Genomic DNA, 11280 nt, shown 5'->3' with positions numbered 1-11280 from the left:
GCCGGCGCGGCGCAGCAGCGCTACCGCGAGGAGCTGGTCGGCGCGACCGATCGCCTGCTGGGGTGGGCGCAGGCGTTCGACGAGCTGGGCGGCTTGCCGAAGGCCTGAACGCCTAGAACGCCTAGAACGAAGCCTTCAGCGACGGCACGACGAGCGCCGCCAGGCCGCGCAGGGTCGCCTTGAACATGTCGAAGAAGTCAAAGTAGTCCCGCCACAGCGTTATTCGCCCGTTGTGCACCTCGAACACGCCGCAGACCCAGAACTGCAGCCGCAGCGGGCCGACGATCAGCGCGTCGGTGCGCTCGGTGAGCACCGCGGCGCCGTCGGCGGCGATGCGGTGGATCTTCACCTCGAACGCCCCGCGGCGCTCCATCGCGCGGAATAGCTTGATCGCCCGGGCGCGGCCGCGGATCGTGGGCAGGCCGACGTTCTCGTAGACGAGGTCGTCGTCCAACGCGGCCTCGGCGGCCTCGAGGTCCGAATCTTGAAGCGCGTTCAGGAAACCCTCGACCGTGCGGGTGTTCGCGACGCCAGTGTCAGTCAGCTCGGTCATGGCCGCCAGCCTATTCGACCGGGGCTGTGCGTGGCGGCGCGGCGCTGTGGCAGGGTGGGGTCGATGCGTGTCGCCGTGGTCGCCGGGCCGGATCCCGGGCACTCGTTCCCCGCGATCGCGCTGTGCCAGCGCTTCGTCGAGGCGGGCGATCGGCCCACCCTGTTCACCGGCGCGGAATGGACCGGCGCCGCCCGCGCGGTCGGCATCGACGCCGCCGAGTTGGACGGGCTGGCCGCCACCGACGAGGACATCGACGCCGGCGCCCGGATCCATCGCCGCGCTGCGCGGATGGCGGTGCTCAACGTCCCGGCGCTGCGAGACCTGGCGCCCGATCTGGTGGTCTCGGACGTCATCACCGCGGGCGGCGGGATGGCCGCCGAGCTGCTGGGGATCCCGTGGATCGAGCTCAACCCGCATCCGCTGTACCTGCCGTCGAAGGGGCTGCCGCCGATCGGCAGCGGGCTGGCGCCGGGCACCGGCTTCCGCGGCCGGCTGCGCGACGCCAGCATGCGGGCGCTGACGGGAAGATCCTGGCGCGCCGGCATCAAGCAGCGCGCGGCCGCCCGGCTCGAGATCGGGCTGCCCGCCGTTGACCCCGGGCCGCTGCGCCGCCTCATCGCGACGCTGCCCGCCCTCGAGGTGCCGCGCCCGGACTGGCCGGACGAGGCCGTCGTCGTCGGGCCGTTGCACTTCGAGCCCACCGATCGGGTGCTCGAGGTGCCGCCCGGCCCCGGGCCGGTGGTGGTGGTCGCGCCGTCGACCGCGTCGACCGGGACGGCGGGCCTGGCCGAGGCCGCGCTGCAGTGCCTGATACCCGGGGAGACGCTGCCCGCGGGCTCGCGCCTGGTGATCTCGCGCCTCGGCGGGGCGGAGCTGACGCTGCCGCCGTACGCGGTGGCGGGCCTGGGGCGCCAGTCCGACCTGCTGGCGCACGCCGACCTGATGATCTGCGGTGGCGGCCACGGGATCGTGAGCAAAACGCTGCTGGCCGGCGTGCCGCTGGTCGTGGTCCCCGGCGGCGGGGATCAGTGGGAGATGGCCAACCGGGTGGTGCGCCAGGGGAGCGGACGGCTGATCCGGCCGCTGACCGCCGACGCGCTGGTGGCCGCGGTGGGCGAGGTGCTGTCGTCGCCCGGCTACCGCGACGCCGCGCGCCAAGCCGCCGCCGGCATTGCCGACGTCGCCGACCCGGTGTGGGTGTGCCGCGAAGCGCTGGCTTTAGCGGGGTAGCTCCGTGGGTATGTTGGCGAGCGTGCGGCTGACGGAGTTCAACGAGCGGGTTGTGTTGCGGTTCGGTTCCACCTACGGCGCGTCGGTGCTGGTGGATCACGTGCTGACCGGGTTCGGCGGCCGCACCGCCGCCCAGGCGATCGAGGACGGGGTCGACCCCCGCGACGTCTGGCGTGCCCTGTGCGCCGATTTCGACGTGCCGCGCGATCAGTGGTGAGTGTGCTTTCGTGGCGTTGAGTGTGAGTTGGCGGCGCGCTCCGGGCCTGTTGACCGCCCCGGGTACACGCAAAACCGTGGCTGCACACTCAGCGGCCCGGGCGCTCACGGCGAAACACGCAGTCGCCGCAGACCGATCGCCCAGGCACGCGATAGAACAGGCAACAGCTGCGACGCCGGAAGCCCAGATGTGAGCCGGTGATCACGCCGGACCCGGCCAGCATGCCGGTGTCCAGCAGAGACTCCGTCATCTCGACGATCGCGGGCCGCAGGTCGGGGCGCGCGACGAGCAGCGCCCGGGACGCCCCGACCAGCGCGGACGCGATGTTGCCCGCCAGCAGGGCGGGCGCCAGCTTGACCCGCAGGCCGGCGGCGAACGGTTTCATGTGTCCCCGGACGACGAGGCGGTACAGCAACTTCGCCGGCGGCCGGTCGACGGCCTGCCCGACGGGCTCGGGGATGCGCAGCTTCGCCCCGTCGTCGGCGCGTTGCAGGCATTTGAGATCGGGGATCACGCCATGGCCCAGCGCACACGCCAGCACCGGCGACCACAACCGCGTGGCGTGGCCGAGGTGGACCAGCGACGCGGCGATCCGCAGGTCCGACGTGTGATAGCGCCGCGCGGTGGCGTCGATCAGGTCGGCGAACCCGTCGGCGTATGACTGCCCGACCGGATGCCACCCCGCCGCGTCGCCGCCCACGGTGAACGTGAAAAACCTTTTGTAAGAAGAAATTTCGGCCAGCTCGGCAGAAATGTCCATGCGCAACCAACCCTCCCTGGGGAAATCCGCCCCAGTTCTCGTGAGGAAGCGCTGACGGTGAGTATCTGGCTCTCGGGTCGGGACGTGTCCGTCCCCGATCACAGTGGCGGGACCGCACCGGATTCGCACCGGTTTCCTCAGGTTGTCAGCCCCGTCAGCGCCTTGTCGGTAGCAAATGTTGCCACACGCCGTCGGGCGCCCGGCGTGTCACCTTGAATCGAACAGGTGTTCGGCTACTGTGGTGAGCGTTCGGGGACTTGTCGGACCCCGCGCCTAGGGTCACCGCCAACCGACCGATACCGGTCAGAAGAACACAACGACGATAGGAAGAGGCATCATGACGCAAGCCCCCGACCGCGAGAAGGCCCTCGAGCTGGCGATGGCCCAGATCGAGAAGAGCTACGGCAAAGGCTCGGTGATGCGTCTCGGCGACGAGATGCGCCAGCCGATCTCGGTCATCCCGACCGGATCCATCGCACTGGACGTGGCATTGGGCATCGGCGGCCTGCCACGTGGCCGGGTCGTGGAGATCTACGGCCCGGAGTCCTCGGGTAAGACCACCGTCGCGCTGCACGCGGTGGCAAACGCCCAGGCCGCCGGCGGCGTCGCGGCGTTCATCGACGCCGAGCACGCCCTGGACCCGGATTACGCCAAGAAGCTCGGTGTCGACACCGACTCGCTGCTGGTCAGCCAGCCGGACACCGGTGAGCAGGCGCTGGAGATCGCCGACATGCTGATCCGTTCCGGCGCCCTGGACATCCTGGTCATCGACTCGGTGGCGGCCCTGGTGCCGCGCGCGGAGCTCGAGGGCGAGATGGGCGACAGCCACGTCGGGCTGCAGGCCCGGCTGATGAGTCAGGCGCTGCGGAAGATGACCGGCGCGCTCAACAACTCGGGAACCACGGCGATCTTCATCAACCAGCTCCGGGAGAAGATCGGAGTCATGTTCGGCAGCCCCGAAACCACCACGGGCGGAAAGGCTTTGAAGTTCTACGCGTCGGTGCGTATGGACGTGCGCCGGATCGAGACGCTCAAGGACGGCACCAACGCGGTCGGTAACCGCACCCGGGTCAAGGTCGTCAAGAACAAGGTGTCGCCGCCGTTCAAGCAGGCCGAGTTCGACATCCTCTACGGCCGCGGCATCAGCCGCGAGGGCTCGCTGATCGACATGGGGGTGGATCAGGGCTTCATCCGCAAGTCCGGTTCGTGGTTCACCTACGAGGGCGAACAGCTCGGCCAGGGCAAGGAGAACGTGCGCACCTTCCTGATGGAAAACGCCGACATCGCCAACGAGATCGAGAAGAAAATCAAGGAAAAGCTCGGCATTGGCGCGGTCGTGACCGATGAAGACGTCCTCCCCGCCCCCGTCGACTTCTGAGCCCTCCCGCGAGGAGCAGGCGCGGACGCTGTGCCTGCGCCTGCTCACCGCGAGATCGCGCACCCGGGCCGAGCTGTCCGGTCAGCTGTCCAAACGTGGTTATCCGGACGACGTCGCCGAGCGGGTGCTCGACCGGCTGGCCGCCGTCGGCCTGGTGAACGACGCCGAGTTCGCCGAGCAGTGGGTCGAGTCCCGGCGTGCGAAGGCGGGAAAGAGCCGGCGCGCGTTGGCCGCCGAGCTGCGGACCAAGGGGGTCGGCAAAGAGCTGATCGGCGCCGCGCTGGCCGGGATCGACGCCGCCGCCGAGCGGGACAGGGCCGAGGAGCTGGTGCGGGCCAAGCTGCGCCGCGAGACGCTGACCGACGAGGCGCGGGTGACCCGCCGGCTGGTGGGAATGCTGGCGCGCCGCGGCTACGGCCAGAACCTGGCGTGCGAGGTGGTGCTCGCCGAGCTGGCCGCCGAACGCGAGCGCCGCCGGGTCTAAGCTGCGGGTTCATTCGGCCGACTCCAGTCGCCGTACCATGGCCCCGTGACTTCGATGGTGGCCCGAGACGTTTCGGGAGCGCGTACCTACCAGGTACGCACCTACGGCTGCCAGATGAACGTCCACGACTCGGAGCGGTTGGCGGGCCTGCTGGAGGCGGCCGGCTACCGGCGCGCGGACGACGGAACCGACGCCGACGTGGTGGTCTTCAACACCTGCGCCGTGCGGGAGAACGCCGACAACAAGCTGTACGGCAACCTCAGCCACCTGGCCCCGCGCAAGCGCGGCAATCCCGACATGCAGATCGCCGTCGGGGGCTGCCTGGCCCAAAAGGACCGCGACGCGCTGCTGCGCAAGGCGCCGTGGGTCGACGTCGTGTTCGGCACGCACAACATCGGATCGCTGCCGACGCTGCTCGACCGCGCCCGGCACAACAGGGTCGCGCAGGTGGAGATCGCCGAGGCGCTGCAGCAGTTCCCGTCGTCGCTGCCCAGCGCACGCGAATCCGCCTATGCCGCTTGGGTTTCCATCTCCGTCGGGTGCAACAACACCTGCACATTCTGCATCGTGCCGTCGCTGCGCGGCAAGGAGGTCGACCGCAGCCCGGCCGACATCCTCGCCGAGGTCCAATCGCTGGTCGACGACGGCGTGCTCGAAATCACCCTGCTGGGCCAGAACGTCAACGCCTACGGCGTTTCCTTCGCCGACCCCGCGCAGCCCCGCGATCGCGGCGCCTTCGCCGAGTTGCTGCGCGCCTGCGGGCGCATCGACGGGCTGGAACGCGTGCGGTTCACCTCGCCGCACCCGGCCGAGTTCACCGACGACGTCATCGAGGCGATGGCGCAGACACCCAACGTCTGCCCGGCGCTGCACATGCCGCTGCAGTCCGGATCCGACCGGGTGCTGCGCGCGATGCGCCGCTCCTACCGCGCCGAGCGCTACCTGGGCATCATCGAGCGCGTGAGGGCGGCCATGCCGCACGCGGCGATCACCACGGACCTGATCGTCGGATTTCCCGGCGAGACCGAAGAGGATTTCGCCGCCACCCTCGACGTCGTGCGGCAGGCCCGCTTCGCGGCGGCGTTCACCTTCCAGTACTCCAAACGCCCCGGCACCCCCGCCGCCGACTTCGACGGCCAGCTACCGAAAGCCGTTGTCCAGGAACGCTACGAGCGGCTGGTCGAGCTGCAGGAGCAGATCTCGCTGGAGGGCAACCGCGCGCTGGTCGGGCAGACCGTCGAATTGCTGGTCGCCACCGGCGAAGGGCGCAAGGACGCCCGCACGGCGCGCATGACCGGACGCGCGCGCGACGGCCGGCTGGTGCACTTCTCCTGTTCCGAAGCCTCGAACGACCAGGTCCGGCCCGGCGACATCGTCACCGCGGAGGTCACCGGGGCCGCGCCTCACCACCTCATCGCCGACGCCGGCATCCTGCGCCACCGCCGCACCCGGGCCGGCGACGCCCACGCCGCCGGGCGGCGCCCGCGCACGATCGGCCTGGGCATGCCGGCCGTCGGGCCCGCCACCGAACCGCTCGAAACCCTGGGATGTGCCCGATGAAAAAAGAACACACCGACATCGACGCGCTGCGGACCGAAATCGACGCCGCCGAACGCCGGGTGGCCGGCGAAATCGAGCCCGGCCCAAGGGCTTTGGTGGTCGCGATCCTGGTGTTCGTGCTGCTGGCCTCGTTCATCCTGCCGCACACCGGGCACGTACGCGGCTGGGATGTGCTGTTCTCCAGCCACGGCGCCGGCGCCGCCGCGGTGTCCCTGCCGTCGCGCGTGTTCGCCTGGCTGGCACTGGTGTTCGGCGTGGGCTTTTCGATGCTGGCGCTGATGACGCGGCGCTGGGCGCTGGCCTGGGTGGCGCTGGCGGGCTCGGCGATCGCGTGCGGCGCCGGGCTGTTGGCGATCTGGTCGCGCCAGACCGTGGCCGCCGGGCATCCCGGGCCGGGCGTGGGGCTGATCGTCGCCTGGATCACCGTGATGGTGCTGACGTTTCACTGGGCCCGCCTGGTCTGGGCGCGCACCGTCGTGCACCTGGCCGCCGAGGAGGAGCGGCGCCGGGTCGCCGCAGCGCGGCAGTCGATGACCCTGCTGGACACCCTCGACAAACCGGACGACCCCGAGGCCCCGCCGAAAGGCTAGGACCGGCGCGTCAGCGCCGCGGCGGCCGCGTCGGCCCACTGCCGCCACTGTTCGGCGTTGGCCCTGGCCTCGTCGGCCTCCTTGGCCCGGCCGGCCGCCGCGGCCTTCTGCGCCTGCTGTTCGTACTGCTCGGCGCGGGTGCGGAACTGCTCGGCGCGGGCCTGCGCCTGCGGGTCGGACCAATCCGCGTCGCCGGCCTCCCGCACCTTCTTCTCGACCGCGCGCAGGCGCCGCTCCAGCTCGGCGGAGCGTTCCCGCGGCACCTTCCCGATGGCATCCCACCTGTCGGCGATGGACCGCAACGCCGCCCGGGCCGCGTCGAGGTTGCTGGTGTCGATCTTTTCCGCCTCGGCCAGCAGCGCCTCCTTGGCGGTGGCGTTGGCGCGAAACTCCGCGTCCTTTTCCGCCGCCGCCGCGTTGCGGGCGGTGAAGAAGCAATCCTGGGCCGCCTTGAAGCGCTTCCACAGGGCGTCGTCGACCTCCCTGGTCGCCCGCCCGGCCGCCTTCCACTCGGTGAGCAGCTTGCGGAACTCGGCGCTGGTGGCGGTCCAGTCCGTCGAATCGGACAGTTCCTCGGCGCGCTCGCAGAGCCGTTCCTTGGACTGCCGGACCCCCGACCGCTCCCGGTCCAGCTCGGCGAAATGGGAACCCCGCCGCCGGTTGAAGGTGTCCCGCGCGGCCGAATAGCGCTTCCACAGCGCGTCGTCGACCTTGCGGTCCAGGCCGCTGATCGTCTTCCACTCGTCGAGGATCGCGCGCAACCGGTCGCCCGCGGCCTTCCATTGTGTCGCGTTGGCGGCCAGGTCTTCGGCCTCGGCGGCCAGGGCCTCCTTGCGGGCGGTCTGGGCGGCCCGATGCTCCTCGCGCTTCGAGCGGCCCTCGGCGATGGCCGCGTCGGCGCGCTCGACCAGGCCGGCCAACCGGGCCGCGAGCCCGTCGACGTCCCCCAGCACGCTCGCGGTCGGCAACGTCTCGGACAGCGCCGACGCGTGCGCCCTGATCTTGCGGGCGTCCCCGGTGCCCGACGCCAACCGCTCCTCCATGAGCGTGACCTCGGTGCTCAGGTCGTCGAAGCGCCGGCCGAAGTGGGCGAAGGCGGCCTCGCGGTCGCCGGCCTGCCAGGAACCGACGATGCGTTCGCCGGCCGAGCTGATCAGCCAGACGGTGCCGTCGTCGTCGACGCGGCCGAACCGGTGCGGATCGCTGGACGGATGGGCGGCCACCGGGGCGGGTCGCGGCCCCGGGCTCACGGGCCGGGGTCCGGGGCGCGGACCCGGGCGCGGCACCGGCTTGGGTGAGGCGTTGCTGGTGGGCTCGTCGGACGTCATGCGCTCGTCACCAACCCTTCTGCAACTTTCGCGCGGTGGTGTTCCGCGCGCCTGCCGCGCGTGGCGGCTCCCTTAACGCTCTTTGACCGTTTCCAACAGTATTCAAGCAGCTTGGCGGGCGAAGCGCGCCTACTGTTTTGGCGCGCCCGGCCTTCGCCCGCGTCGGCTAGCTTTGCAAACGCCGGTTCGGGCCCACACTGCGCCCTGGGCGGGGACCCGGCGCACCGGGGATAACGGTTCGATTCCACCGTCGCTCCGACCATTTGGCGGCGGCGCCCGGCCCGGTACGGTGGCACAGGCCGGTGGTCGTTTTCTCGCCGTGGCTTCCGAGGGGGTGATCGCGATGCCCGAATCGCGAAATTTCCCCAGGGTTTTCCGCAGGTGCGGCCCGGTTCGTCGACGGATCGCCGGGGTTCGCTGGGGTCGAGACCCCGGCGCGGCCCACTACAGTGGTCGTTGAATTGTTAGGAAACGGCACGTGACACACAGCTTTCGGGCGGAACGCTGGTGAGGGGTCCCCATGTCGAAAGTTGACATCGCCGCGCTGATCGCCCTGTGCGCCGCGTTGGCCTCGGCGGTCGGCGATGTGATCCGGCAGCGGTCCGCGCACGAGATCACCGACAAGGAAGTCGGCCACCTCGAGCTGTTCCGCATGTCGTTGCGCGACAAGCGGTGGTGGCTCGGCGGGCTGGCCGCGATCACCAACTACAGCCTGCAGGCGGGTGCCCTGGCGTGGGGTTCGGTGGTCCTCGTGACGTCGCTGCAGGTGACCGCGCTGCTGTTCGCGCTTCCGATCTACGCGCGCCTGACCAAGCAACGGGTGACCCGCTGGGAGTGGGCCTGGGCGGTGGTGCTGGCCGCGGCGCTGGCGGTGGTGATCATCGTCGGCGACCCCACCTCCGGGCGGGAGCGCGCGCCGCTGGAGACCTGGATCATCGTGGCCGCGGTGATGGGCCCGCTGTTAATGGGGTGTGTGCTGGGGGCGCGGATCTGGAGGGGACGTCCGGTCGCGGCGGTGCTCTTGGCGCTGGTCGCGGGTTCGTCGTTGGCGCTGTTCGCGGTGCTGACCAAGGGCGTCGTCGAGGTGGCCGAGAGGGGCCCCGGCGCGGTGCTGACCGCGCCGGAGTTCTATCCGTGGCTGGCAACCGCCCTGTGCGGAATGGTGTTTCAGCAGTCCGCCTTCCGCGCGGGCGCGCTGACCGCGTCGTTGCCGACGATGACGGTGTGTAAACCCGTCGTGGCCGGCGTGCTCGGGGTCACGGTGCTCGAAGAGACGCTCCACGATCAGGGCCCCGCCGCGCTCGTGCTGGTGTCGGCGGTGGCGTTGGTGATCATCGCGACGGTCGCCCTGGCGCGCGGGGAGGCCGCCTCGATCGTGGCGGAGGCCGGGCTGGACGTCGTGGAGGCGCGCGAGGCGTTGGCCGCGCAAGACGTCCCACCGCCGGCGGCGGAGAGCAGCCCGACGATCACCTAGCGCCTGGTTAGTGTGGTTGCGTGCTGAGCGCCATCGCGATCGTTCCCGCCGCGCCGGTGCTCGTCCCCGAGCTGGCCGGAGCGGCCGCCGCCGAGGTGGCCGACCTGACCGCGGCGGCGCTGGCCGCGGCCGCCCTGTTGCCGCCGCGCTGGGTGGCGATCGGGACGGGCCCAGCCGACCAGGTCGTCGGGCCCGACTGCACCGGCACGTTCGCCGGTTTCGGCGTCGACGTGGCGGTGCAACTGTCGCCGCAGGCCGCCCGGGCCGCCGAACTCCCGGTGTGCGCGCTGGTGGCCGGGTGGGCGCGCGGCCAGGCCCGCCCCGACGCCGGGGTGCAGGTTCGCGTCTACCGCGGCGACCACGACGCCGGCACGGCGCTGGCCCACGGCCGGCGTCTGCGCGCGGAGATCGACCGGGTGCCCGATCCCGTCGGCGTGTTGGTGGTGGCTGACGGCGCGAACACCCTTACACCGGCGGCCCCCGGCGGCCATCACCCGGAAGACGCCGAGGCGCAGCTGGCGTTGGACGACGCACTGGCCGACGGCGACGCCGCCGCCCTGGCCCAGTTGCCGCCGCAGATCCTGGGGCGGGTCGCGTTCGGGGTGTTGGCCGGCCTCACCGAGCCGGGGCCGCGGTCGGCCAAGGAGCTCTACCGGGGTGCGCCCTACGGCGTGGGCTACTTTGCCGGCTTCTGGCAGCCATGAACCGACCGCTTGCGATCATCGGGCCCACCGGCACCGGCAAGTCGCAGCTGGCGCTGGATGTTGCCGAGCGGCTCGGCGCGGAGATCGTGAATGCCGACGCCATGCAGCTCTACCGCGGCATGGACATCGGCACCGCCAAGCTGCCCGTCGAGCAGCGCCGCGGCATCCCGCATCATCAGCTCGACGTCCTGCACGTCACCGAGACCGCCACCGTCGCCCGCTACCAGGCGGCCGCCGCCGCCGACGTCGAAGCGATCGCCGCCCGCGGCGCCGTGCCGGTGATCGTGGGCGGCTCGATGCTCTACGTCCAGTCCCTGCTCGACGACTGGTCGTTCCCGGCGACCGACCCCGCGGTGCGCGCGCGCTGGGAACGGCGGCTCGCCGAGGTGGGGGTGGGGGAGTTGCACGCCGAGCTGGCCCGCCGGGACCCGGCGGCGGCCGCGGCGATCCTGCCCACCGACGGCCGGCGCACGGTGCGCGCTTTGGAGGTCGTCGAGCTCACCGGGCAGCCCTTCGCCGCCTCCGCGCCGCGCATCGGCGCCCCGCGCTGGGACACCATCATCATCGGATTGGATTGCAACACAACGCTTCTCGACGAGAGATTGGCCCGCCGCACCGACGCCATGTTCGAGCAGGGCCTGGTTGACGAGGTACGCGGCCTGCTGGGTGACGGCCTGCGCGACGGGGTCACCGCCTCGCGCGCCCTGGGCTACGCGCAGGTGCTGGCGGCCCTCGACGCCGGCGGCTCGGAAGACCAGCTGCGCGACGCGCGCGAGCAGACCTACGTCGGGACCCGGCGCTACGTGCGACGGCAGCGGTCGTGGTTTCGCCGGGACCACCGGGTGCACTGGCTTGATGCGGCGGACGGCGCCCGCCTCGTCGACGACGCGGTGCGGGCATGGCGGCACGTATCCTGATCTGGTGAGATTCGCCAAGGGCCACGGCACGCAGAACGACTTCGTGCTGCTGCCCGACCTCGACGCCGCGCTGGCGCTGACCGCC

Annotated in this window: 13 protein-coding genes, 1 pseudogene and 1 riboswitch; of the genes and pseudogenes, 11 read left to right on the top strand and 3 right to left on the bottom strand. The window is 71.5% G+C overall.

The window, feature by feature from the left end; all coding sequences use genetic code 11:
- Positions 1 to 108 (top strand): annotated as a pseudogene (locus N415_RS33060) (hypothetical protein); the annotation flags it as partial.
- A gap of 13 nt (positions 109 to 121) precedes the next feature.
- Here the strand turns inward: N415_RS33060 and N415_RS28570 are convergent.
- The gene (locus tag N415_RS28570; RefSeq protein WP_068189134.1) at positions 122 to 553 is read right to left on the bottom strand and encodes a limonene-1,2-epoxide hydrolase; all 432 of its coding nucleotides are present in this window, start codon (positions 551 to 553) and stop codon (positions 122 to 124) included.
- A 63-nt stretch (positions 554 to 616) separates the two neighbouring features.
- On the opposite strand from N415_RS28570, the gene N415_RS28565 reads away from it, so the two are divergent.
- Both N415_RS28565 and N415_RS28560 read left to right on the top strand, forming a co-directional pair.
- Positions 617 to 1783 carry a nucleotide disphospho-sugar-binding domain-containing protein gene (locus tag N415_RS28565; RefSeq protein WP_068189139.1) on the top strand — a complete coding sequence of 389 codons (1167 nt, stop codon included), beginning with the start codon at positions 617 to 619 and terminating at the stop codon, positions 1781 to 1783.
- 10 nt (positions 1784 to 1793) lie between these two features.
- Positions 1794 to 2000, top strand: coding sequence for a DUF3046 domain-containing protein (locus N415_RS28560; protein WP_068189130.1), 207 nt, complete (start codon positions 1794 to 1796; stop codon positions 1998 to 2000).
- An 88-nt stretch (positions 2001 to 2088) separates the two neighbouring features.
- Here the strand turns inward: N415_RS28560 and N415_RS28555 are convergent, their stop codons facing one another.
- A complete protein-coding gene (locus N415_RS28555; RefSeq protein WP_068189127.1) occupies positions 2089 to 2760 on the bottom strand; it encodes a (2Fe-2S)-binding protein in 672 nt (223 codons plus the stop codon).
- A 38-nt stretch (positions 2761 to 2798) separates the two neighbouring features.
- Positions 2799 to 2931: riboswitch (cobalamin riboswitch) on the bottom strand.
- Between the two features lie 166 nt (positions 2932 to 3097).
- Between N415_RS28555 and recA the strand changes: the two genes are divergently transcribed.
- The 4 genes from recA to N415_RS28535 are packed head-to-tail and all read left to right on the top strand — an operon-like array spanning position 3098 to position 6772.
- A complete protein-coding gene (recA, locus tag N415_RS28550) occupies positions 3098 to 4138 on the top strand; it encodes a recombinase RecA (protein ID WP_068189124.1) in 1041 nt (346 codons plus the stop codon).
- A complete protein-coding gene (gene recX / locus N415_RS28545; protein WP_068189119.1) occupies positions 4104 to 4622 on the top strand; it encodes a recombination regulator RecX in 519 nt (172 codons plus the stop codon). The genes recA and recX overlap by 35 nt, the downstream gene beginning before the upstream one ends.
- Before the next feature lie 54 nt (positions 4623 to 4676).
- Complete coding sequence (miaB, locus tag N415_RS28540; protein ID WP_068189136.1) at positions 4677 to 6182, top strand: tRNA (N6-isopentenyl adenosine(37)-C2)-methylthiotransferase MiaB; 1506 nt, start codon at positions 4677 to 4679, stop codon at positions 6180 to 6182.
- The gene (locus tag N415_RS28535; RefSeq protein WP_068189116.1) at positions 6170 to 6772 is read left to right on the top strand and encodes a hypothetical protein; all 603 of its coding nucleotides are present in this window, start codon (positions 6170 to 6172) and stop codon (positions 6770 to 6772) included. Before miaB ends, N415_RS28535 begins: the two co-directional genes overlap by 13 nt.
- On the opposite strand, the gene N415_RS28530 is transcribed toward N415_RS28535, so the two are convergent.
- A complete protein-coding gene (locus N415_RS28530) occupies positions 6769 to 8100 on the bottom strand; it encodes a DUF349 domain-containing protein (protein WP_068189113.1) in 1332 nt (443 codons plus the stop codon). The genes N415_RS28535 and N415_RS28530 overlap by 4 nt on opposite strands.
- Positions 8101 to 8620: 520 nt before the next feature.
- On the opposite strand from N415_RS28530, the gene N415_RS28525 reads away from it, so the two are divergent.
- The 4 genes from N415_RS28525 to N415_RS33055 form a co-directional block, all read left to right on the top strand.
- Positions 8621 to 9574: a DMT family transporter gene (locus N415_RS28525; protein ID WP_068189111.1), complete on the top strand. Its 954-nt coding sequence runs from the start codon at positions 8621 to 8623 to the stop codon at positions 9572 to 9574.
- 20 nt (positions 9575 to 9594) lie between these two features.
- Entirely contained in the window at positions 9595 to 10278 is a 684-nt protein-coding gene (locus N415_RS28520; RefSeq protein ID WP_068189107.1) for a hypothetical protein, read from the top strand.
- Positions 10275 to 11195 carry a tRNA (adenosine(37)-N6)-dimethylallyltransferase MiaA gene (gene miaA / locus N415_RS28515; protein ID WP_068189104.1) on the top strand — a complete coding sequence of 307 codons (921 nt, stop codon included), beginning with the start codon at positions 10275 to 10277 and terminating at the stop codon, positions 11193 to 11195. The genes N415_RS28520 and miaA overlap by 4 nt, the downstream gene beginning before the upstream one ends.
- A 4-nt stretch (positions 11196 to 11199) precedes the next feature.
- On the top strand, positions 11200 to 11280 hold an 81-nt coding region (locus N415_RS33055; RefSeq protein ID WP_239645729.1), incomplete at its 3' end, for a hypothetical protein.

Source organism: Mycobacterium sp. UM_CSW, from assembly GCF_000455205.1.
Classification (GTDB): domain Bacteria; phylum Actinomycetota; class Actinomycetes; order Mycobacteriales; family Mycobacteriaceae; genus Mycobacterium.
Note: the sequence above shows the minus strand (reverse complement) of the source record. Positions and strands in the feature narration are given on the sequence as shown.

Bases quoted from the DNA above. Each gene is read 5' to 3' on its own strand.
- N415_RS28565 (WP_068189139.1), top strand. From the start codon at position 617: ATGCGTGTCGCCGTGGTCGCCGGGCCGGATCCCGGGCACTCGTTCCCC.
- miaB (WP_068189136.1), top strand. From the start codon at position 4,677: ATGGTGGCCCGAGACGTTTCGGGAGCGCGTACCTACCAGGTACGCACC.
- N415_RS28555 (WP_068189127.1), bottom strand. From the start codon at position 2,760: ATGGACATTTCTGCCGAGCTGGCCGAAATTTCTTCTTACAAAAGGTTT.
- miaA (WP_068189104.1), top strand. From the start codon at position 10,275: ATGAACCGACCGCTTGCGATCATCGGGCCCACCGGCACCGGCAAGTCG.
- recA (WP_068189124.1), top strand. From the start codon at position 3,098: ATGACGCAAGCCCCCGACCGCGAGAAGGCCCTCGAGCTGGCGATGGCC.
- N415_RS28570 (WP_068189134.1), bottom strand. From the start codon at position 553: ATGACCGAGCTGACTGACACTGGCGTCGCGAACACCCGCACGGTCGAG.
- N415_RS28530 (WP_068189113.1), bottom strand. From the start codon at position 8,100: ATGACGTCCGACGAGCCCACCAGCAACGCCTCACCCAAGCCGGTGCCG.
- N415_RS28560 (WP_068189130.1), top strand. From the start codon at position 1,794: ATGTTGGCGAGCGTGCGGCTGACGGAGTTCAACGAGCGGGTTGTGTTG.
- N415_RS28535 (WP_068189116.1), top strand. From the start codon at position 6,170: ATGTGCCCGATGAAAAAAGAACACACCGACATCGACGCGCTGCGGACC.
- N415_RS28525 (WP_068189111.1), top strand. From the start codon at position 8,621: ATGTCGAAAGTTGACATCGCCGCGCTGATCGCCCTGTGCGCCGCGTTG.
- recX (WP_068189119.1), top strand. From the start codon at position 4,104: ATGAAGACGTCCTCCCCGCCCCCGTCGACTTCTGAGCCCTCCCGCGAG.